At 71.1% G+C, this 20,952-nt stretch carries 15 protein-coding genes and 1 pseudogene; 8 read left to right on the top strand and 8 right to left on the bottom strand.

The window, feature by feature from the left end:
* Positions 1 to 19: 19 nt before the first annotated feature.
* Complete coding sequence (gene hpf / locus ACFS27_RS06475) at positions 20 to 694, bottom strand: ribosome hibernation-promoting factor, HPF/YfiA family (RefSeq protein WP_377181136.1); 675 nt, start codon at positions 692 to 694, stop codon at positions 20 to 22.
* Between the two features lie 240 nt (positions 695 to 934).
* On the bottom strand, positions 935 to 1,705 hold the full coding sequence (locus ACFS27_RS06470; protein WP_377181134.1) for a ComF family protein: 771 nt from the start codon (positions 1,703 to 1,705) through the stop codon (positions 935 to 937).
* A gap of 167 nt (positions 1,706 to 1,872) precedes the next feature.
* Here ACFS27_RS06470 and ACFS27_RS06465 point away from each other — a divergent pair, with 167 nt between their 5' ends.
* Positions 1,873 to 3,129: a winged helix-turn-helix domain-containing protein gene (locus ACFS27_RS06465; protein ID WP_377181132.1), complete on the top strand. Its 1,257-nt coding sequence runs from the start codon at positions 1,873 to 1,875 to the stop codon at positions 3,127 to 3,129.
* A gap of 25 nt (positions 3,130 to 3,154) precedes the next feature.
* Positions 3,155 to 4,879: a cation:proton antiporter domain-containing protein gene (locus ACFS27_RS06460; protein WP_377181130.1), complete on the top strand. Its 1,725-nt coding sequence runs from the start codon at positions 3,155 to 3,157 to the stop codon at positions 4,877 to 4,879.
* Between the two features lie 49 nt (positions 4,880 to 4,928).
* Here ACFS27_RS06460 and mnhG read toward each other — a convergent pair whose 3' ends face one another.
* The 6 genes from mnhG to ACFS27_RS06430 are packed head-to-tail and all read right to left on the bottom strand — an operon-like array spanning position 4,929 to position 11,457.
* Positions 4,929 to 5,297, bottom strand: a complete 369-nt coding sequence (gene mnhG, locus ACFS27_RS06455; protein WP_377181128.1) for a monovalent cation/H(+) antiporter subunit G — start codon at positions 5,295 to 5,297, stop codon at positions 4,929 to 4,931.
* Complete coding sequence (locus ACFS27_RS06450) at positions 5,294 to 5,629, bottom strand: monovalent cation/H+ antiporter complex subunit F (protein ID WP_377181126.1); 336 nt, start codon at positions 5,627 to 5,629, stop codon at positions 5,294 to 5,296. Before ACFS27_RS06450 ends, mnhG begins: the two co-directional genes overlap by 4 nt.
* Positions 5,626 to 6,240 carry a Na+/H+ antiporter subunit E gene (locus ACFS27_RS06445; RefSeq protein ID WP_377181124.1) on the bottom strand — a complete coding sequence of 205 codons (615 nt, stop codon included), beginning with the start codon at positions 6,238 to 6,240 and terminating at the stop codon, positions 5,626 to 5,628. Before ACFS27_RS06445 ends, ACFS27_RS06450 begins: the two co-directional genes overlap by 4 nt.
* On the bottom strand, positions 6,237 to 7,904 hold the full coding sequence (locus ACFS27_RS06440; RefSeq protein ID WP_377181122.1) for a Na+/H+ antiporter subunit D: 1,668 nt from the start codon (positions 7,902 to 7,904) through the stop codon (positions 6,237 to 6,239). The genes ACFS27_RS06445 and ACFS27_RS06440 overlap by 4 nt, the downstream gene beginning before the upstream one ends.
* Positions 7,901 to 8,416: a Na(+)/H(+) antiporter subunit C gene (locus ACFS27_RS06435; RefSeq protein WP_377181120.1), complete on the bottom strand. Its 516-nt coding sequence runs from the start codon at positions 8,414 to 8,416 to the stop codon at positions 7,901 to 7,903. The genes ACFS27_RS06440 and ACFS27_RS06435 overlap by 4 nt, the downstream gene beginning before the upstream one ends.
* Positions 8,413 to 11,457, bottom strand: a complete 3,045-nt coding sequence (locus tag ACFS27_RS06430; protein WP_377181118.1) for a Na+/H+ antiporter subunit A — start codon at positions 11,455 to 11,457, stop codon at positions 8,413 to 8,415. The genes ACFS27_RS06435 and ACFS27_RS06430 overlap by 4 nt, the downstream gene beginning before the upstream one ends.
* Before the next feature lie 312 nt (positions 11,458 to 11,769).
* Here ACFS27_RS06430 and secA point away from each other — a divergent pair.
* The 6 genes and pseudogenes from secA to rho all read left to right on the top strand — a co-directional run.
* Positions 11,770 to 14,283 (top strand): annotated as a pseudogene (gene secA / locus ACFS27_RS06425) (preprotein translocase subunit SecA); the annotation flags it as partial.
* A gap of 117 nt (positions 14,284 to 14,400) precedes the next feature.
* Positions 14,401 to 14,742: an SEC-C metal-binding domain-containing protein gene (locus tag ACFS27_RS29745; RefSeq protein WP_449301528.1), complete on the top strand. Its 342-nt coding sequence runs from the start codon at positions 14,401 to 14,403 to the stop codon at positions 14,740 to 14,742.
* 245 nt (positions 14,743 to 14,987) lie between these two features.
* A complete protein-coding gene (locus ACFS27_RS06420) occupies positions 14,988 to 16,286 on the top strand; it encodes a homoserine dehydrogenase (protein ID WP_377181113.1) in 1,299 nt (432 codons plus the stop codon).
* 73 nt (positions 16,287 to 16,359) lie between these two features.
* Positions 16,360 to 17,418 (top strand): threonine synthase, encoded by a 1,059-nt coding sequence (gene thrC, locus ACFS27_RS06415; protein ID WP_377183623.1) that lies wholly within the window; start codon positions 16,360 to 16,362, stop codon positions 17,416 to 17,418.
* The gene (gene thrB / locus ACFS27_RS06410) at positions 17,418 to 18,434 is read left to right on the top strand and encodes a homoserine kinase (RefSeq protein ID WP_377181111.1); all 1,017 of its coding nucleotides are present in this window, start codon (positions 17,418 to 17,420) and stop codon (positions 18,432 to 18,434) included. The genes thrC and thrB overlap by 1 nt, the downstream gene beginning before the upstream one ends.
* Before the next feature lie 300 nt (positions 18,435 to 18,734).
* A complete protein-coding gene (rho, locus tag ACFS27_RS06405; protein WP_377181109.1) occupies positions 18,735 to 20,687 on the top strand; it encodes a transcription termination factor Rho in 1,953 nt (650 codons plus the stop codon).
* Positions 20,688 to 20,952 lie beyond the last annotated feature (265 nt).

Below are 20,952 nucleotides of genomic sequence, written 5' to 3'. Positions count from 1 at the left end.
GGGCTCGTCCCGGGTCGGATCAGGTCAGGTCGGTGACCGGCGCGGCGCCGCAGGGGTTGTCGAGCTGGATCACTCCGAACGACCAGCCCTTGCGCTTGTAGAGCACCGACGGACGCGACGTCTCCTTGTCGATGAACAGGTAGAAGTCGTGGCCCACCATCTCCATCTCGTAGACGGCGTCATCGAGGGTCATCGGGTCCGCGTGGTGCAGCTTCTGCCGGATCACCACGGGAGAGTCACCGATGGTGGTCTCCACGGAATCGCCCGGTGCGGACAGCGCCGCCGGGGTCGAGATCTGCGGCTCGGGTGCGTTGCCGGCTGCGTCGGCCTCGTCGTTCAGGATCTCGTCCAGGGGACGGACGTCCACGGGCGGGAGAACCTTGTTGTTCCGGTGGTCCTTGCGCCGGTCCCGGGCGCGGCGCAGGCGCTCGTTCAGCTTGTCGATGGCGAGGTCCAGGGCGCCGAAACGGTCGTCCGCTGCGGCCTCCGCGCGGATCACCGGGCCCTTCGCGCGCAGCGTGAGCTCTACTCGTTCACGATTCTCGGAGAGTCGCGGGTTGTTCTCGTGCGTGACTTCCACATCCACCCGACGTACGTAGGGAGACAGCAGCTCGACCTTGGCGAGCTTCTCCTCGACGTGCTGGCGGAACCGGTCCGCCACGTCCGTGTGCCTGCCGACAACGACAATTTCCATGTGCGTATCTCCGCTCCGGGAACTCTGGGCCACACCGTCCCTTGCCGGCGGTGTGCGCCCGTCTTACTCGTTATGGCACCCCCTGCTACCGGTGCCGGGCACGAACCACCTCCCGTCGCGTACGCCTCGACTGCATCGTCGGGGCTCGGATCCTGCGTGGAACGTTCAGGCTAACTCCGTCGCCTGGGTAACGACAGTCCCAACGGATAGTGAACAAGGTGACAGAGATCTGTCGGACTTTCAGGTTCTGACCAGGATTTCGCCGAGGGCGGACGGCGGGCGCGCGACCGGATCGGGGGCCGCCGCCGGGGACGGCGTCGCTGCCAGCACCGTTGCGCCCAGCACATCGTGGCCGTCCTGTTCGAGGGCGCGCTCGACGGCGGCCAGGGTGGCACCGGTGGTCAGGACATCGTCCACAAGAATGCATGCGGATCTTTGTCCGAGCGTCCGGGTTCCATGTCTCGTCATGCGGACGGCACCCGCGAGATTGCGTCCGCGGGCACGCGCGCCGAGGCCCACCTGGTCCCGCCCGGAGCTGCGCCGGGCGAGTGCGGGCACGACGCGGGCCTGGACCCCGGCGTCGTGCAGGCCGTCGGCCACGGCACGGGCAAGGACGGACACGGGATCGCGGCTCCGGGCCCGTCGGGCCGCACTGGTGGACGGCACGGGCACGACCGCGACCGCCGCACCCCGGAGCGCGGCGGAGAGCACGGGACCGAGCTGGGCCGCTGCGCGGCGCAGCGACGGCGCGACGAGCCGGTCCAGGTCGGCCCGCCCGCGGTCCTTCCAGTGCACGACGACGTCCCGCACCGGCCCGGTGTACGGCGTCAGCGCCCAGACCGGCACGGGCCGGACCCCGTCGAGCCGGTCCAGCCGGGGCGCACCGTGCTCGACCCGGACGGGTGGCCCGGCCAGGAGAGCCGCGCACCGCGCGCACCACCGCACGTCGAGCTCGCCGCACGGGCAGGCGACGGGCAGCAGCAGGCGGGCGAGCTCGCGAACGGGGTGCACCCGACCACCCTCGCCGAAGCCCGATCCGCCGGCCACTCATCCACAACCCAGCCCTCGCCCTGTTGAGCGTTGGGTGTTCGCGCCTCAGGCGGCCCCAGAACGGCACATATCCAGCACTCAACGGGGCGGCGGGCGGGAGTGTCAGTGGGGCGCGGCACCATAGGGGCGTGGAATCGATCTCTCTTGGCCAGGCACGCCGGATCGCGATCGCGGCGCAGGGCCTGAACCGCGCGCGCACCGACGGGCCGCGCACCATGCGGCACGTGCAGGGCGTGATCGACCGGCTGGGCCTGCTCCAGATCGACTCGGTCAACGTCCTCGCCCGGGCTCACCTGCTGCCCCTGTTCTCGCGCCTGGGCCCGTACGACACCGACCTGCTGGACCGCGCGACGGCGTCGGGCAGGTACGCCCGGCGAGCCGGCAAGGCGGCCGCCGCCGACCGCCGGCTCGTGGAGAGCTGGGCGCACGTGGCCGCCTACGTGCCGCCGCACGTGTGGCCGCTGCTGGCCTTCCGGCGGCGCTGGTTCGCGCAGGAGTACGACTGGCGCGAGCTGGACGGCGTCCGGCTGCCCGATGCCCCGCAGGTCGCGGAGGTGCGCAACCTGATCGCGGCGGAGGGGCCGCTGTCGGCCTCGCAGATCCACGACCGGTTCGTCTCCGAGGGGCGCTCGGTGCGCCGCAAGCGGGGCACGTGGTGGGACTGGAGCACGGAGAAGCGCGTGGTCGAGCACCTGTTCTTCACGGGTGAGGTGGTCTCGGCAGGGCGGAACGCGCAGTTCGAGCGGTTGTACGACCTGCCGGAGCGCGTGCTGCCGCCGTCGGCCCTCGGGGAGGTGCCAGAGGCCGAGGCAAAGCGCGCCCTGCTGGAGCTGGGCGCACGGGCGCACGGCATCGGGGTGGCGCGCTGCATCAAGGACTACTACCGGCTCAGGGGACCGGTGGCGGACCAGGCTCTGGCCGGCCTCGTGGAGGACGGGGTGCTGCTGCCCGTCCGCGTGGCAGGCGGGTCCGAGCAGTGGCTCCTGCACCGCGACGCCGTCCGCCCGCGAAGGGCCACCGGGCAGGCGCTGCTCGCGCCGTTCGACCCGCTGGTGTGGGAGCGCAAGCGACTCGAACGACTTTTCGGGATGCGGTACCGGATCGGCATCTACACACCAGCCGCCCAGCGGGTCGACGGGTACTACGTGCTGCCGTTCCTCGAGGACGCACAGCTCACGGCCCGGGTGGACCTCAAGGCGGACCGTGCGGCTGGGATCCTGCGCGTGCAGTCCGCGCACGCCGAGCCGTCGCTGACCGACGACACACCGGTACGCCTGGCGGCCGAGCTCGCCGCGATGGCGCGGTGGCTGGGACTCGAGCGGGTGGCGGTCGAGGCCAGAGGGACGCTTTCACCCGCGCTGCAGGCAGCGACGGGCAGTCGCTGAAACACGCGCCGATTAAACTCGGTGCATGGTCACCGCTGCGATCTTCCTGGCCGTCACGGTCGCGGCCGGACTAGGGGCGGTGCTGCTCCGGCTGCCGCCCCTGGTGGGATTTCTGGTGGCCGGGTTCGCCCTGCACGGGGCCGGTATCGCCGAGCCGAACTACCTGGAGACGGTCGCCGAGCTGGGCGTGACGCTGCTGCTGTTCGGCATCGGCCTCAAGCTCGACGTCAAGACGCTGCTCCGCAGGGACGTGTGGCTCACCACCGTGGCCCATCTCCTGGTCAGCGTCGCGATCGCCATCGGGTTCCTCGGCCTGCTCGGCGTGATCGGGTTCTCGATGCTCGCGGGCGAGGACCTGGGCGTCCTTGCGCTCCTCGGGCTCGCGCTCTCGTTCTCCTCGACGGTGTTCGTGGTCAAGGTGCTCGACGGACGCTCCGACCAGTCCGCCCTCTACGGCCGGATCGCGATCGGCGTGCTGGTCATGCAGGACCTGATCGCTGTCGTCTTCCTGTCCGTAGCCTCCGACCATCCGCCGAGCCCGTGGGCCTTCGGCCTCGTGCTGCTGATCCCGGGGGCCTGGGTGCTGCGCAGGGTGTGGTCGAAGGTCGGGCACGGTGAGCTGCAGGCGCTGTTCGGCGTGGCGGTGGCGCTCGGCCCCGGCTACGCGCTGTTCGACGCCGTCGGGCTCAAGGGAGACCTCGGGGCACTCGTCCTCGGCATGCTCCTGGCCGGCCACCCGGCTGCCACAGAGCTGTCGCGCAACCTGTTCACGCTCAAGGAGCTGCTGCTCGTCGGCTTCTTCGTGTCCATCGGCTTCTCCGGCCAGCTGACCTGGCAGGCCGCGGGGGTCGGGCTGCTGATGCTGCTCATGCTGCCGCTGCAGGGGATAGCGACGGCGGTGCTGCTGCGCCTGATGCGGCTGCGCAAGCGCACGGCGATCCTCACCGGCCTCGTCCTGACGAACTACTCGGAGTTCGGCCTGATCGTGGTTGCCGTCGGCTCCCAGGCCGGGATGTTGGACGACGAATGGCTCGTGGTGCTCGCCGTCGCGGTGGCCGCGAGCTTCGTGCTGGCCTCGGCCGTGAACACCCGCGGCAACGAGTACGCGATGCGCCTCGCCAAGCGCTTCCCGTCCAAGCCCAACGAGTGGCTGCACCCGGAAGAGCAGCTCATCGACGTGTCCGGCGCCGAGGTGCTCGTCCTCGGCATGGGCCGGGTGGGCAGGGGCGCCGTCCGCCAGCTGTGCGACGACTACGGGATGGCCGTGATGGGCGTCGAGCACGATCCGGCCCGGGTCGCCACCCTGCGTCACGAGGGCTTCACCGTGGTGCAGGCCGATGCGACGGACATCGAGTTCTGGGGCCGGGTGCGCAGCGCAGGGGCGGTCCGGCTGGCCATCCTCGCCATGCCCTTCCACGCCGCGAACCTCATTGCCCTGTCCCAGCTGCGGGCCAGCGGGTTCGAGGGCACGGTCACCGCCGTGGCGCGGTACGACGACGACGTGGCCGAGCTCGAACGGCACGGTGCCGACGCCGTGTTCCACCTGTACGGCACTGCGGGCATGGCGCTGGCCGACGAGGCGGCCGAGGCGGCGCTCGGCTACACCGTCGCCGAGCGGATGCGCGACGAGCATGCGCGCCGGAGCATGCCGCCCGACCAGGCCCCGGACAGCGCGGGCCAGCCGCCCGGCCTGTCGCCGGAGCCGGCGGAGCCAGCGGTCGAGCCGGTCGTCGGCGGCGGCCAGCTGTGAACCCCGGCTCGCTGAACCCGGCTCGCTGACAGCCCGGGCCGTCCGGACCTCAGCGGTCCGCGTTCGGCTCCGGCTTCGGCTTCAGGGGGTCGACGGGCTGGTCGCCCTTGGCCTGGAGCAGCACGGGGGCGACGTTCCCGGTGCGCAGCCCGGCGCGACCCACCATGTGTGTCCCGACGGGTGTCGTCAGGAGCTGGAAGACCGCGACGAGCAGCAGCATGGTCGCCGACGTCCAGTCCAGCAGGCGCAGGGCCACGCCGGCGAGGAGCAGCAGCATCCCGAGCACCTGTGGCTTGGCGACGACGTGCATCCGCGAGAGAAGGTTGTCGAAGCGCACCACGCCGACGCCGGCGGAGAACGAGAAGAAGGCCCCGAGGAGCAGGCAGACGGCTGCTGCCACGTCGGTCACGACGGTCATGGCGTGTCCTTCCGGACGTCGTCGGTCGAGGCAGTCTGTGCGGGCCCCTCTTCGTCCTGCCGCTCCCGCTTGGGCGGTTCGACGGCGGCGAAGCGGGCGATCGTCACCGACCCGACGAACCCGACCATCGACAGCACCACGAGGATGGGCACCGACTCCGTACGGCGGGACAGCGCCGCCTCGACGGCGATGGCGCCGACGAGCGCGGTCGTCAGCACGTCGAAGGCCACCGTGCGGTCCAGCATCGACGGCCCGCGCTCCATCCGGACGACCGCGAGCAGCGCGCCGACGGCGAGGAGCGCGGTCGCCACCACTCCGACGGCGATCATCATTGCTGTACCTCCTTGCCTGGCGTGGGTGCCGGCCGGCCGAACGGGTCGACCAGGCCGATCCGGACCAGCTCGTCGTGGGAAGCGAAGGCGCGCAGCACCCGCGCCTCCAGGGCCAGCGTCGACTCCCGTACGGCCTCCTCTCCGCCCGACCTCTCGAGGTCGAGGACGTGCAGCCGCAGGGTTCCGCCGGGCTGGTCGTGGTCGACGACGAGCGTGCCAGGCACCATCGACGACAGCCCCGCGGTCGTGGCGATGAACAGTTCGGACCTCGTCCGGAGCTGCACGGAGACCATCCCGCCCTCCGGCGTGGGGCCAGGGGTCACCGCGGACCACGCCACCTGGAACGACGCGAGCACGAGGTCCGAGACGAACCGGCCGGCCAGATGGAGCAGCGGGACCGGGCGCAGCGTCGCGGCGGCGCCGAAGGGTGGCAACGGGAACGCCAGGGCGACGAGCGCCCCGAGCGCCATGCCGGCCAGCACGTTCGCCCAGGACAGGTCGCCCCACAGCAGCACCCAGAGCAGGGCGCCCACCGCCATCGTCGGCCACAGCGTCGTCAGGCGCCGGGCCCGACGGCGCCACGGCCGTTCGGCCTCGTCCGTGTCCGTCATGGCCGGTCCTCCTCGGTGCCGTTCGTGACCTCGTTGGACTCACCCGTGCCGCGAGGTGCCCCGTCGGGGAACACCGCCTCGATGTAGGTGTGCCCGTCCATGACGGTGGCGGCTGCCCGCTCGGCGTAGTCGTAGAGCGGACCGGCCGCCAGGGTGAGGCTCACGCCGACGGCCACCAGCGCCGCCGTCGGGCCGACCATGCCCCAGGGCAACGGGGCCTGCTCGGGCAGTGGCTCATCGTCGGTGGAGGCCTGCCAGAACGCCTTGTTCCAGGCCCGGATCACCGCGTACAGGGTCAGCAGCGAGGTGACCACCGAACCGGCCACGAGCACCCAGGCGAGCACGGAGCCGTCGAACACGCCGGCCTCCAGCAGTCCCACCTTGCCGAGGAACCCGGACAGCGGCGGGATACCGGCGAGGTTCATCGCGGGGACGAAGAACAGGATCGCCAGGCCGGGGGCCAACCGTGCCAGACCGCCCAGCCGGTCGAGCGACGTGGTGCCGCTCCGGCGCTCGATCAAGCCGACCACCAGGAACAACGCGGTCTGCACCGTGATGTGGTGCACCACGTAGAAGATCGCGGCCGCTGTGCTCGCCTGGGTGGCGAGCGCCACCCCGAAGATCATGTACCCGATATGGCTCACCAGGGTGAACGACAGCAGACGTTTCACGTCGTCCTGTGCGACGGCGCCAAGGATCCCGACGAGCATCGTGGCGAGGGCAAGCACGAGCAGGACCGCCTCCAGCTTCTCGTTGGACGGGAAGAGGAGGGTCTGGGTGCGCAGGATCGCGTAGACGCCGACCTTGGTGAGCAGGCCCGCGAACACGGCGGTGACCGGCGCGGGCGCCGTCGGGTACGAGTCGGGGAGCCATGCGGAGAGCGGGAAGATGGCTGCCTTGATCCCGAAGGCGAGCAGCAGGAGGGCCTGGATCCCCAGCCGCACGCCGGGGTCGATGTCGGGCAGGCGCTCGGCGAGCTGGGCCATGTTCACGGTGCCCGTCGCGGCGTAGACCAGGCCGACGGCCAGCAGGAACACGATCGAGCTGAGCAGAGCGACGACCACGTAGACGCTGCCGGCCCGGATACGTTCGCTGGTACCGCCGAGCGTGAGCAGCACGTACGAGGCGGCCAGCAGGATCTCGAACCCGACGAAGAGGTTGAAGAGGTCACCGGCGAGGAAGGCGTCCGCGACGCCGGCGGCCAGGATCAGGTACGTCGGGTGGAAGATCGCGACCGGCAGGACGTCGCGGCGGCCGGACTCGTCGGCGTCCGGATCCTGCGCCTCGAGAGCCTCCTGCAGCAGCTTCGCGCTCTTGGAGGCCGGTGCCGTCCGCTCGTTGCGGTCGGCGATGCCCTGCGCCATCGAGTACAGCAGCACGCAGAGCAGCATGATGCTGCTGACGAGCAGCATGATCGCGGCGAGCGGATCGGCCACCAGGTTGACGCCGACCGGCGCCGCCCAGCCGCCGACGTCGACCACGACGGGCCCGTCGTTCGCTGCGACCACGAGGCCGGCGGCGGCTGCGACCACCACGGACAGGGCGACGACCGAGATGATGCGCTGCACCCGCTCGTACCGGTGCAGCGCCAGTGCGAGACCGGCGGCGAACAGTGGCACCAGTACCGGCAGCGGCACGAGGGTCTGTATGGTCCACAGGTTCATGAGCCCTCCCGCCCGCGGGCCTGCGTTTCGACGGCCGGGTCAGGGAGAGCTACCTCGTCCCGTGCCGTCACCGCTTCCTCGGCGAGGGTGGACCCCGACTCCAGCGAGTCGCTGTCCGCGTACGACGGCACGTCCTCGACGGCGAGCCGCGCGATGCGGGTGTCCTCGACGTCGTCCTGCACCTCGTCGTGGCCGTGCAGCTGCCACGAGCGGTACGCCATGGCCAGCACGAACGCGACCAGGGCGAGCGTGATCACGATGGACGTCAGGATCATGACCTGCGCCAGGGGGTCGCTCATCGGCTCCGCCGCCGGACCGGCGTGGGTGATCGGCGGCGCCCCCGCCCGGCCGCCCGCCACGAGGATCGCGAGGTTGGCGCCGTTGCCCAGCAGCACGAAGCCGAGCAGCACCCGGGTGAGCGACCGCTCCAGCAGCAGGTAGACGCCCGCGGCGAACAGCACGCCCACCGCCAGGAGCAGGGAGCCGGAGGGCACCGTGTCGAGCACGATCATGCGCGCTCACCCCCTGCGTGGCTCCCCGCGCGCCCGTGCGACCCAAGGACCTGGGCGAACGGTTCGGCCTGCCGGTCCAGCTCCGCGCCGAAGGTGCGCAGGATGTCGATGACCAGGCCGATGACCACGAGGAACACTCCGATGTCGAAGAAGAGGCTGGTGACGAGGTGGATCTCACCCAGCACCGGCAAGGACAGGTCGATGATCGTGCTCTCGAGTGCCGCCTGGCCGGCGAGCAGCGCGACGAGCCCCACCCCCGCCGACAGGAACAGCCCGGTCCCGAGGACGAGGCCCGGATGCACCGGCGCCGCCTCACCCAGCTCGTACCGGCCGCCGGCCAGATAGCGGACGGTGAGCGCCAGACCGGCGACGAGCCCTGCCGCGAACCCCCCACCCGGCGTGTTGTGCCCGCTGAACAGCAGGAACAGGGCGAACAGGATCATCGGGTAGAAGAGCACGCGCGTGAGCACCTCGAACAGCACCGACCGCTGGTCGGGGTCGAGCGTCGGCCCGGCGACCAGCCAGGTGCCCGGCCGGATCTGCCGGGAACCGGCGGTCGCGACCTGCTCGGAGGGCCGGTCCGGCTCTGCCGGGTCGAGACGGAGGACGTCGCCGCTGCGCTGGCGCAGGAAGACGAGCGACGCGACGCCGGTGGCGGCCACCAGGAGCACGGAGATCTCGCCGACCGTGTCCCAGGCGCGGATGTCGACGAGCGTGACGTTGACGATGTTGTGCCCGCCACCGAAGGCCTCCGCCTCCTCCGCGAAGTCCACGGACACCGGCAGGTGCACGCGGACGAGCGGTGCCGCGGCGACGAACAGCATGACGACCAGCCCCGTGAGCACACCGATCGCGAGCCGCACCCAGCGGCTCGCCGCCAGGGGCCGGTCGGAGAAGTACGGCGGCAGGCGCCGGAGCACCAGCACCATGATGACCAGGGTCAGCGTCTCGCACAGCACCTGGGTCAGCGCGAGGTCCGGGGCGCCGTGCAGCAGGAACAGGGCGGCGTTGCCGTAGCCGGCCACGCCCGCGAGGAACACCGCCTTCAGCCGGCGGCGCGCGCGGGCCGTCAGGACGGCGGCCACCACGACCACCAGGACGATGACGAGCTGGGCCGGCCGGTCCCACGGCACCAGGGCGAACGGGCCGAGGTGCAGCACGCCGTCGCGTCCGACGGCTGCGGCGGCGACGGGGAGCCCTTCGCCGTTCGGCTCGCCGACCAGCCCGGCAGCCAGCGCGAACCCCGGACCGACGGCGAGGACGACGAGGATCATGCCGAGGTAGAACGGCAGGGAGCCGCGCTGGGTGCCCGCGGTGACGTCGGCCGCCAGCCGGTCCAGCTTGCGCATGAGCCGCCGGTAGACCACGTCGGCACCGTCGGGGAACCAGAGCGCTGCCTGTACGCGCTCCAGGCGGTCCCGCTGCCAAAAGGCCAGCACGCCGAGCAGGATGACGCCGGCGGTGATCGCGAGGACCGGGGTGAATCCGTCCCAGAGCGTGAGGTGTCCCGGGTCGCCGGGCGGGTAGGTGTCCGCGTACGGGGCGAGGAGCCTCTCGCCGACCTGGGGCACGAGCGCGACGGCCAGGCCGAGCACGGCGAGGACGAGCGGCGGTGCGACCATCCAGAACGGCTGTGGGTGCACCGTCGCAGGGGCGGCGTCGAGCCTGGCGGCCGGCTCGCCGGGTGACTCTTTCCGCGCGTCGTCAGCGCCTTTGGGGAGCCCTTCCGGGTCCGGCAGGGAGCGCAGGCGGGGTTTGAAGGCGCCCCAGAGGAACCGCAGCCCGTACGCGACGGTGAGGGCGGACCCGACCGCGACGACGCCGATCATGATCTTGCCCAGCAGGTCGCCGTCGTGCGACCAGGCCGCGAGCGCTGCCTCTTTGGCGACGTAGCCGGCGAACGGCGGCAGGCCGATCATCGACGCCGTCGCGAGGGTGGCGGCAAGGGCCGTGACCGGCAGCCGTCGTCCGACACCCGCGAGCCTGCGCAGGTCACGGGTACCGGTCGCTGCGTCGATGACGCCGACCACGAGGAACAGCGACGCCTTGAACATGGCGTGGGCGCCCAGCAGGGCCAGGCCGGCGAGGGCAGCGGCCCGGGTCCCGTAGCCGAGCAGCAGCGTGAGGAGCCCGAGCTGGGAGACGGTGCCGAAGGCGAGGACGAGCTTGAGGTCGTGCTGGCGCAACGCGCGGTAGCCCCCGAGCAGGAGCGTGGCGCTGCCGAGCACGAGCACCACCGTGCGCCAGGCGGCGAGGTCCGAGAACGCCGGGGCGAACCGCGCGATCAGGTAGATGCCCGCCTTCACCATGGCGGCGGCGTGCAGGTAGGCCGAGACCGGCGTGGGGGCCGCCATCGCAGCGGGCAGCCAGAAGTGCGTCGGCACGAGTGCGGACTTGGTGGCGGCGCCGGCCAGCAGGCAGACCACCGCCACCGTGACCGCGGTGCCCGACGGCGGGTCGGCGATCACCTCCGAGAGCTTCCAGGTCCCGGCGGTCACGCCGAGCACGACCACGCCGACCAGCATCGCCAGACCGCCTGCCGTGGTGACGAGGAGCGCCTGCATGGCGGCCCGGCGGGACGACGTGCGGTGGGAGTAGTGGCCGATCAGGAGGTAGGAGAACACCGAGGTGAGCTCCCAGAAGACGACCAGCAGGATCAGGTCGTCCGCGATGACCAGGCCGGCCATGGCTCCGGCGAACGCCACGAGGTAGCCGCCGAAGCGGCCGAGTCCGTGCGCGTCATGGGCGAAGTACGCGCTGCAGTAGAGCAGCACCAGCGCGCCGACGGCGCCGACCACGAGCAGCATGACCCAGGACAGGGAGTCGAGCCGTAGGTCGATCGCGAAGCCCAGCGCGGGGACCCAGGGCAGGTGCTCTGCGGGCTGGCGGCCGTCCAGGACGGCCGCCGTCTGGGAGAGGGCATAGAGCGCGGCCCCGGCGGGGCCGAGGGCGAGCACCCAGAAGGCGCGTCGGCCCATCGCGTTCACGAGAGCTGGGGCGGCCAGAGCCAGGACCCCATGGGCAAGTAGTACGGGGAGCACGTCCGTGCCGTCCTGTCAGGGCTCGTGGACAGACGACGTCGTGCCTGGCGTGCCGGGTGGGAACCCGGTACGAGTACGGGCCGGCTACCGCGCGAGCGCGGGCGGGTGGGCGATGACTGCCACTTTATCCGCAGGCGTGCGCTGAGCGTGCACGGGGACCTGCGGTGGGCGTGCACAGGAACCTGTGGGCGGCCGCGATCGTTACCCCTGGAGCGAACCTGCGCATCCGCCGTCGTTCATTGGGCCACGAGCCCTGGTTTACGGCCTACGATGGACGACGGCGAAACTTGACGACGACCTGGGAGAACCCGCGTGTCCATCCTCGACAAGGTCCTGCGCATAGGCGAAGGACGTGTCCTGAAGAAGCTGCACTCTGTGGCTGAGCAGGTCAACCGCTTGGAGCCCAGCTTCGTCGAGCTGAGCGACACCGAGCTGCGTGAGGAGACCGCACGTTTCCGGGAACGGCTGGAGCACGGCGCCAGCCTGGACGAGCTCATGCCGGAGGCGTTCGCTGCGATCCGCGAGGCGGCCCGCCGCACGCTCGGCCAGCGGCACTTCGACGTCCAGATCATGGGTGGTGCGGCGCTCCACCTCGGCAACATCGCCGAGATGCGCACCGGTGAGGGCAAGACGCTGGTGGCGACGACCGCCGCGTACCTCAACGGGCTGACGGGCGACGGCGTCCACGTCATCACCACCAACGACTACCTGGCGAAGTACCAGGGTGACCTGATGGGCCGGGTCTTCCGGTTCATGGGCATGACCACCGGCGTGATCCTGTCGGGCCAGACACCGGCGCAGCGCCGCGAGATGTACGCGGCCGACATCACGTACGGCACGAACAACGAGTTCGGCTTCGACTACCTGCGCGACAACATGGCCTGGTCCACCGACGACCTGGTACAGCGCGGCCACAACTTCGCCATCGTCGACGAGGTCGACTCGATCCTCATCGACGAGGCCCGGACGCCGCTGATCATCTCGGGTCCCGCGGCGGGTGACGCGAACCGCTGGTACAACGAGTTCGCCAAGGTCGTGCGGCGCCTGCGGCCCAAGGCGAACGACGCCGACACGAGCGCCGACTACGAGGTCGACGAGAAGAAGCGCACCGTCGGCGTGCTCGAGCCGGGCATCGCGAAGATCGAGGACTACCTCGGCATCGACAACCTCTACGAGTCGCTGAACACGCCGCTGATCGGGTTCCTCAACAACGCGATCAAGGCGAAGGAGCTGTTCAAGCGCGACAAGGACTACGTCGTGCTGAACGGCGAGGTCATGATCGTCGACGAGCACACGGGCCGGATCCTCGCGGGCCGTCGCTACAACGAGGGCATGCACCAGGCGATCGAGGCCAAGGAGGGGGTGGAGATCAAGGCGGAGAACCAGACGCTCGCCACGATCACCCTCCAGAACTACTTCCGCCAGTACGGCAAGCTCGCCGGGATGACGGGTACGGCCGAGACCGAGGCCGCCGAGTTCCAGAGCACGTACAAGCTCGGCGTCGTCCCGATCCCGACGAACAAGGACCCGCAGCGGATCGACCAGCCCGACCTCGTCTACAAGAACGAGGACGGCAAGTTCGACGCGGTGGTCGCCGACATCGTCGAGCGGCACGCGTACGGCCAGCCGGTCCTCGTGGGTACCACCAGCGTCGAGAAGTCGGAGGTGCTGAGCTCCAAGCTCAAGAAGGCCGGCGTGCCGCACAACGTGCTGAACGCGAAGGAGCACGAGCGTGAGGCCGCCGTCGTCGCGATGGCGGGTCGCAAGGGTGCCGTCACGGTCGCCACGAACATGGCCGGCCGCGGTACCGACATCATGCTCGGCGGCAACGCCGAGTACCTCGCGGTCGCCGAGCTCGCCGAGCGCGGACTCGACCCGGTGGAGACACCCGACGAGTACGAGGCGGCCTGGCCGCAGGCGCTGGAGAAGGCGAAGGAACGCGTCGCGACGGAGCACGACGAGGTCACGGAGGCCGGTGGCCTCTACGTCCTCGGCACCGAGCGCCACGAGTCCCGCCGGATCGACAACCAGCTGCGCGGCCGTTCCGGCCGTCAGGGTGACCCGGGGGAGTCCAGGTTCTACCTGTCGATGCAGGACGACCTGATGCGTCTGTTCAACTCCGGCCTCGCCGAGTCGATGATGAACCGCGCGGGGTTCCCTGACGACATGCCGCTGGAGTCCAAGATGGTCACGCGCGGCATCATGTCGGCGCAGGGCCAGGTGGAGTCGCGCAACTTCGAGATCCGCAAGAACGTGCTGAAGTACGACGACGTGCTCTCCCGGCAGCGCACCGTCATCTACGCCGAGCGCCTCCGGGTGCTCGAGGGCGAAGACATGCACGAGCAGATCCAGCACTTCCTCACCGACACGATCACCGACTACGTGACCAACGCGACGGCGGGCGGCACGTCGGAGCAGTGGGACCTGGACGCCCTGTGGACGGCGCTCAAGGCCGTGTACCCGGTGTCGCTGACGCCGGAGGAGGTCGCAGAGGAGGCAGGCGGCGCCGACCGGCTCACGGGCGAGATGCTGCTGGAGGAGATCCTGTCCGACGCGCGGGTGGCCTACCAGGCGCGCGAGGACGAGCTGGGCTCCGCCGCGATGCGCCAGCTCGAGCGCCGCGTGGTGCTCTCGGTGCTGGACCGCAAGTGGCGGGAGCACCTCTACGAGATGGACTATCTCAAGGAGGGCATCGGGCTGCGGGCCATGGCCCAGCGGGACCCGCTGATCGAGTACCAGCGCGAGGGCTTCCAGCTGTTCCAGGCCATGACCGACGCCATCAAGGAGGAGTCGGTCGGGTTCCTGTTCAACCTCGAGGTCACGGTGCAGCAGCCGGACGCCGAGCAGGCCGGTGACGGCGGCTCGGAGCTGCCCGCCGTCGGCCAGGTGCCGCCGCGCGGACGTCTGGGCACCGGCCAGCCGGACGCCCCGCCCACCGCGCAGATGCCGGTGGTGCCCCCGGCGGCCGCCCAGGGGCAGGGCCAGCCGCCCGCACCCCGGCAGCGCCGTGCGGCGGGTGCCGCGACGGAGCCGATCCTGCTCGCGAAGGGCCTCGACGCCCCGAACCGGCAGCAGCCGCTGACGTACTCGGCACCGAGCGAGGACGGCTCCGGCTCGGCGTTCGTGCAGTCGTCCGACGGCGCCCGCCGTCGGGCAGCGCTGCACGGGGAGGCGACCGCCGCCACGAGCGACGGCCGCACGTTCCCGGGCACACCGCGCAACGCGCAGTGCCCGTGCGGTTCGGGCAAGAAGTACAAGGTCTGCCACGGGGTCAACGAGGCCTGACCCCTGCCTACCTCGCCGAGGTGGTCGTGCGGCGAGGTGGTCGTGCAGCGAGGTGGTCACCCAGCGCTTGCCGGGTGACCACCTCGCCGCGTGGCTGCCTCGCACATGGCTACCTCGGCGTCGTTGTCGTGAGACACAGCTCTCGCGTGTCAGACGCTGCGGTTACCCTGATCGCAACGTCCGGAACTCCCCGTGTGGACCTGCACCGGACCGGACCGTTCCCCAAAGACGAAAGCAGGATCGCTGTGCCTGTCCACGTTCCTGAGCCCGCACGCGGGCTGCGGGTTGCACTGCTCGGCTGCGGCGTCGTGGGCACCGAGGTGGCTCGGATGCTCCTCGACCAGGGTGTGGATCTCGCCGCCCGGGTCGGTGCCCCGCTGGAGCTCGCCGGGATCGCCGTCCGCAACGCGGACCGTCCCCGCGACGCGGTCATACCGCGCGACCTCCTGACCGAGGACGTGGAGTCGCTGGTGGACGGCGCGGACATCGTCATCGAGGTGATGGGCGGCATCGAGCCGGCGCGTGGCCTGCTGCTCCGCGCCATCGAGAGCGGGGCCGCGGTGGTCACGGCGAACAAGGCGCTCCTGGCTGCCGACGGTCCGACGCTCTACAAGGCCGCCGACTCCGCCGGCGTCGACATCTACTACGAGGCCGCCGTGGCGGGGGCCATCCCCATCGTGCGCCCCGTGCGGGAGTCCCTCGCGGGCGACTACGTGCGCCGGGTCCTCGGCATCGTCAACGGCACCACGAACTACGTGCTGGACCAGATGGCGACGAGCGGCATGGAGCTCTCCGACGCCGTCAAGCAGGCGCAGGAGCTCGGGTTCGCCGAGGCGGACCCCACAGCGGACGTCGAGGGGTACGACGCCGCCGCGAAGGCCGCGATCCTCGCCAGCCTCGCCTTCCACACCCGCGTCTCGGCCGACGACGTCGCCCGCGAGGGCATCACCGGCGTCACTGCTGACGACGTCGCCTGGGCAGCCCGGACCGGCCATGCCGTGAAGCTGCTGGCCATCGCCGAGCAGACCGGTGAGGGCGTGTCCGTGCGGGTGCACCCCGCGCTGGTGCCGCTCGAGCACCCGCTGGCCGGCGTCAAGGGCGCGTTCAACGCGATCTTCGTCGAGGCGGACGCGGCGGGCCCGCTCATGTTCTACGGCCAGGGCGCCGGTGGCCGGCCCACCGCGTCGGCGGTAGTGGGCGACGTCGTCTCGGCGGCACGTCACCGCGTGCTCGGCGGCAAGGGCCCGCAGGAGTCCATCTACGCGGCCCGTCCGCTGCTGCCGGCTGACGCGGCGGTCACCCGCTACCAGGTCCGTCTGCTCGTCGCCGACCTCCCGGGCGTCCTCGCCCAGGTCGCGGGCGTCGTGGGCGACCACGGCGTGTCGATCGACACGATGCGCCAGACTGGTCCCTCCGAGGGCACCGCCGAGCTGCTCCTGACCACCCACGCCGCCCGTGAGGCGTCGTTGGCTGCCACCATCGCGGCGGTGCGCAACCTCGAACCGGTCCGCGAGATCACGTCCGTCCTGAGAGTCGAAGGCTGAACCCGTGCCTCCTGTGCTGCCCGCTGAACCGAACCTCCCCTCCGCCGCCTCCGGTGGCGCGGCCACGTCGCGCCTGTGGCGCGGCGTGATCGCCGAGTACGCCGACCGCATGCCCGCCCACGTGCAGCGCAAGATCGTGACGCTGGGCGAGGGTGGGACGCCGCTGGTGCCGGCCCCTGCGCTGTCAGAGCGCACCGGTGCGGACGTCTACGTCAAGGTCGAGGGCATGAACCCGACCGGCTCGTTCAAGGACCGCGGCATGACAGCGGCCATCTCCGCGGCGGCCGGGCGGGGCGCAAGGGCCGTCGTGTGCGCGTCGACGGGCAACACGTCGGCGTCGGCCGCCGCCTACGCGACGCGCGCCGGCATGATCTGCGCGGTACTCGTGCCGGACGGCAAGATCGCGATGGGCAAGCTGAGCCAGGCCGTCGCGCACGGCGCGCGCCTGCTGCAGGTGGACGGCAACTTCGACGACTGCCTCGTGGCGGCCCGCAAGCTCGCGGACACCCACCCGGTCGAGCTCGTGAACTCCGTCAACCCGGACCGCATCGAGGGGCAGAAGACCGCCGCGTTCGAGATCGTGGACGCCCTGGGCGACGCCCCTGACATCCACCTGCTCCCGGTCGGCAACGCCGGCAACATCACGGCCTACTGGAAGGGCTTCCGGGAGTACGCGGAGGCAGGGGTCGCGAGCCGGACCCCTGCGATGTGGGGCTTCCAGGCTGCGGGTGCGGCGCCGATCGTGAAGGGCCACCCTGTCGACGACCCCGACACCATCGCCACCGCCATCCGCATCGGCAACCCCGCCTCCTGGCAGCTCGCCGAGGAGGCAAGGGACACGTCGGGCGGCGTCATCGAGGCCGTGACGGACGAGCAGATCCTCGCGGCGCACCGGATCCTCTCCGCAGAGGTGGGCGTCTTCGTGGAGCCTGCCTCCGCAGCCGGTGTCGCAGGCCTCCTGGCGCGGCACGAGCGCGGCCTGGTGCCCGCAGGAGCACGCATCACGATCACCGTGACCGGGCACGGGCTCAAGGACCCGAGCTGGGCGCTGCGTACGCCCGACGGCGGCGACGTGGAACCCGTGCGGGTGTCCGCCGACGTCGTCTCGATCGCCGACGCACTGTCACTCTGATGCAGCTCGGCGCCGACCACGTGCGGGTCCGGGTGCCCGCGACGAGCGCGAACCTCGGGCCGGGGTTCGACTCCCTCGGGCTGGCCCTCGCCCTGTACGACGAGGTCGAGGTGCGCCTCGTGGCGAGCTCCGACGTGGTGGTGGAGGTCCACGGTGAGGGCGCTGGGAACGTGCCCCTGGGGGAGGACCACCTGGTGGTGCGCGCTCTGCGCCGCACCATGGAGCTGGCCGGCGCTGTACCCACCGGCATCCACATGACGTGCCACAACGTGATCCCGCACGGGCGAGGGCTCGGGTCGTCGTCGGCAGCGGTGGTGGCGGGGATCGTCGCCGCGCGCGCCCTGCTGGCCGAGCCGCGGGCCGTCGACGCCGCCACGGTGCTGGCGCTCGCCACCGAGTTCGAGGGCCACCCCGACAACGCAGCGCCCGCCATCCAGGGCGGTGCCACCGTCGCGTGGACCACCGACGAGGGGCCCCGCGCCGTCGGCCTCGACGTCGATCCGACGATCGAGGCGACCGTGCTGGTGCCCGACGTGCGGCTCGCCACCTCGCGGGCGCGGGCCGCCCTGCCCGAGCGGGTGTCGCACGGCGACGCGGCGTTCACGGCAGGCCGAGCAGCCCTGCTGGTCGAGGCCCTGGCGAGGCGCCCGGAGCTGCTGTTCGACGCGACGGAGGACCGCCTGCACCAGCCCTACCGCGCGGCCGTCCTCGGGGCCTCCAGCGAGCTGCTGAAGGCCCTGCGGGACGAGGGCGTCCCAGCGACCGTCTCGGGTGCCGGGCCGACCGTCCTGGTGCTCGCCGGGCCGGGCCACCGGGCCCGCCGGGACGCCGTCCTGGCGGATCTCGTGGACGAGACGGCGGGCTGGCGACGGATCAGTCCGGGGATCGACATGACCGGGGCACGCGCGCGAAGGATTTCTGGAAACCCAGGTGCGCTATCGTCCGGTTCGTCAGGTGTAACCGGGCGTCATGTCGTACCAGGATCGCCAGCAGTACGGGGTGGTAGTATGCAGTGAACCTTCGGGATCGCACGTCCTGAGCCATGGTGGCTGGAACTCGGACTCAACTTCGGTTCTCCACCGCCTAATCCGGCAGAGTCGCTCGTTCACAGAGTCTCAGCCGCTCAGCGTGCCCGTTGCAGGCCGTGACCAACGGCCACCGCATCTCGCGAGAAGGCAGACAACGCCCCCGTCAGCCGTCGTCGTCGTACCACGGATGCGAGGTTTTCCGCGTTCTGGCCGCATCGTGCCGGGCGCCCACCATCCCGCGGCCCGCGATCACGCGATCAGCCGCAGTTCGAGGGGGAAGGGTCCTTCGTGACAGACACCACCGATAACGCTCAGTCAGCTGCCGGCCGCACGGCCGGAACCGGAGCACTGAGCAGCATGCGCCTCGCCGAGCTCCAGGCACTCGCCGGAGACCTGGGCGTGAAGGGCACTTCCAGGATGCGCAAGAGCGACCTCGTGGACACGATCCGCGAGAAGACGGGCGGCGCGACGAAGCGTTCGGACCGTGCCGCCTCCGCCTCCGCCGAGAAGCCCAGCAAGAACGACAAGCCCGCCCGCGCCGAGGCGCCGTCCGACAAGCCTGCCCGCGCCGAGGCGCCGGTCGCCGCCGCCGAGGTCGCTACCTCGGGTGTGCGCGCCGACGCGAGCACGGATGCCGAGAAAGCCGCTCGCCTGGCCCAGCTGGCCGAGGCCGTCGCCGCTCCGCGCGAGCAGGGTGGCGGACGTCGCTCCGGCCGCGGTCAGGGCGCCCCGGAAGGGAACGGCGAGAAGGCCGGCGAGGACAAGGGCCGGAATGCCGCAGCGGGTCGGCAGAACGCCCGTGGCAACGAGCGTGGCGGCTCCACCGACCGAGCCGGCGAGCGGAACGCGGACCGGGCCGAGCGGGGCAACGCCCGCACCGTCGAGCGGAACAACGACCGCACCAGCGACCGCAACGAGTCCGAGGAGGACCGTAACTCGCGTCGCCGTCGCGGCCGGGACCGGGGTCGGGACCGCAAGCGCGGCCGCGGCCGTCAGGGACCGGACGTCGCGGGTCTCGAGAACGTCCCCGACGTGCGCGAGGACGACGTGTTGCTGCCCGTCGCCGGCATCCTGGACATCCTCGACAACTACGCGTTCGTGCGGACCTCGGGCTACCTGCCGGGCAACAACGACGTCTACGTGTCGCTGAACCAGGTCAAGAAGTCCGGCCTGCGCCGCGGCGACGCCGTCGTCGGGGCCGTGCGCCAGCCGCGCGAGGGCGAGGAGCCGCCCCAGCAGCCGACCGGGCGCAACGCCAAGGTCAACAAGGTCAACGCCCTGGTTCGCCTGGACTCCGTGAATGGCATGACGCCGGAGGAGGCGCGCGAGCGCCCAGAGTTCACCAAGCTGACGCCGCTGTACCCGCAGGAGCGCCTGCGCCTGGAGAACCCCGAGGCGACCAAGCTCACGCCGCGCGTGATCGACATCGTCGCCCCGATCGGCAAGGGCCAGCGTGGCCTCATCGTCGCGCCGCCCAAGGCAGGCAAGACGCTGATGATGCAGCAGATCGCCAACGCGATCTCGCTCAACAACCCTGAGGTCCACCTCATGGTCGTGCTGGTCGACGAGCGTCCGGAAGAGGTCACCGACTTCGAGCGTTCGGTCAAGGGCGAGGTCATCTCCTCGACGTTCGACCGGCACGCCTCCGACCACACGCTGGTCGCCGAGCTCGCCATCGAGCGCGCCAAGCGTCTCGTGGAGCTGGGCCAGGACGTCGTGGTGCTGCTCGACGGCATCACCCGCCTGTCGCGCGCCTACAACCTGGCCGCTCCGGCGTCGGGCCGCATCCTGTCCGGTGGTGTGGACGCCGCCGCGCTCTACCCGCCCAAGAAGTTCTTCGGCGCCGCCCGCAACATCGAGGACGGCGGCTCGCTGACCATCCTGGCCACCGCCCTGGTCGAGACCGGGTCGAAGATGGACGAGGTGATCTTCGAGGAGTTCAAGGGCACCGGCAACATGGAGCTGCGGCTCTCGCGGTCGCTGGCCGAGAAGCGGATCTTCCCGGCGATCGACGTCAACGGCTCGAGCACGCGGCGTGAGGAGATCCTCATGTCGAAGGATGAGCTCGCGATCGTCTACAAGCTGCGCCGCGTCATGGGTGCGCTCGACCAGACGCAGGCTGCCGAGCTCCTGCTCGGACAGCTCAAGAAGACCAAGACCAACGTCGAGTTCCTGCTGCACGTGCAGAAGACGACGCCGGGTGGTCTGACGGACGACGAGAACGTGGGCGAGACCGTCTGAGCCGAAGGTGCAGCGCAGGGTGAGGCCCGAGGTACGAGGGACTCGCCCGTAGCGGAACCGCAGGCTCAGAGGGTGGCAAGTACCGTCTGAGCCGAAGGTACAGCGGAACCGCAGGCTCGCACGGCACCAAGCACGGTCTGACCCACGTCACATCAGTCTTCCTCGCCTGCACGGGCGAGGTAGTGGCAGAATGAATGGCTGGCTCGCTGGTTCACGTCACTGCGATTCTGCAGGGCGACCCAGCGGCATCACACCAAGGAGCAAC

The organism is Promicromonospora vindobonensis, assembly GCF_042685865.1.
Classification (GTDB): domain Bacteria; phylum Actinomycetota; class Actinomycetes; order Actinomycetales; family Cellulomonadaceae; genus Promicromonospora; species Promicromonospora vindobonensis.
Note: the sequence above shows the minus strand (reverse complement) of the source record. Positions and strands in the feature narration are given on the sequence as shown.

Coding starts and splice junctions, on each gene's coding strand:
- hpf (WP_377181136.1), bottom strand. CDS start 694: ATGGAAATTGTCGTTGTCGGCAGGCACACGGACGTGGCGGACCGGTTC.
- ACFS27_RS06460 (WP_377181130.1), top strand. CDS start 3,155: ATGGTCACCGCTGCGATCTTCCTGGCCGTCACGGTCGCGGCCGGACTA.
- mnhG (WP_377181128.1), bottom strand. CDS start 5,297: ATGACCGTCGTGACCGACGTGGCAGCAGCCGTCTGCCTGCTCCTCGGG.
- ACFS27_RS06450 (WP_377181126.1), bottom strand. CDS start 5,629: ATGATGATCGCCGTCGGAGTGGTGGCGACCGCGCTCCTCGCCGTCGGC.
- ACFS27_RS06445 (WP_377181124.1), bottom strand. CDS start 6,240: ATGACGGACACGGACGAGGCCGAACGGCCGTGGCGCCGTCGGGCCCGG.
- ACFS27_RS06440 (WP_377181122.1), bottom strand. CDS start 7,904: ATGAACCTGTGGACCATACAGACCCTCGTGCCGCTGCCGGTACTGGTG.
- ACFS27_RS06435 (WP_377181120.1), bottom strand. CDS start 8,416: ATGATCGTGCTCGACACGGTGCCCTCCGGCTCCCTGCTCCTGGCGGTG.
- ACFS27_RS29745 (WP_449301528.1), top strand. CDS start 14,401: ATGCCGGTGGTGCCCCCGGCGGCCGCCCAGGGGCAGGGCCAGCCGCCC.
- thrB (WP_377181111.1), top strand. CDS start 17,418: ATGCAGCTCGGCGCCGACCACGTGCGGGTCCGGGTGCCCGCGACGAGC.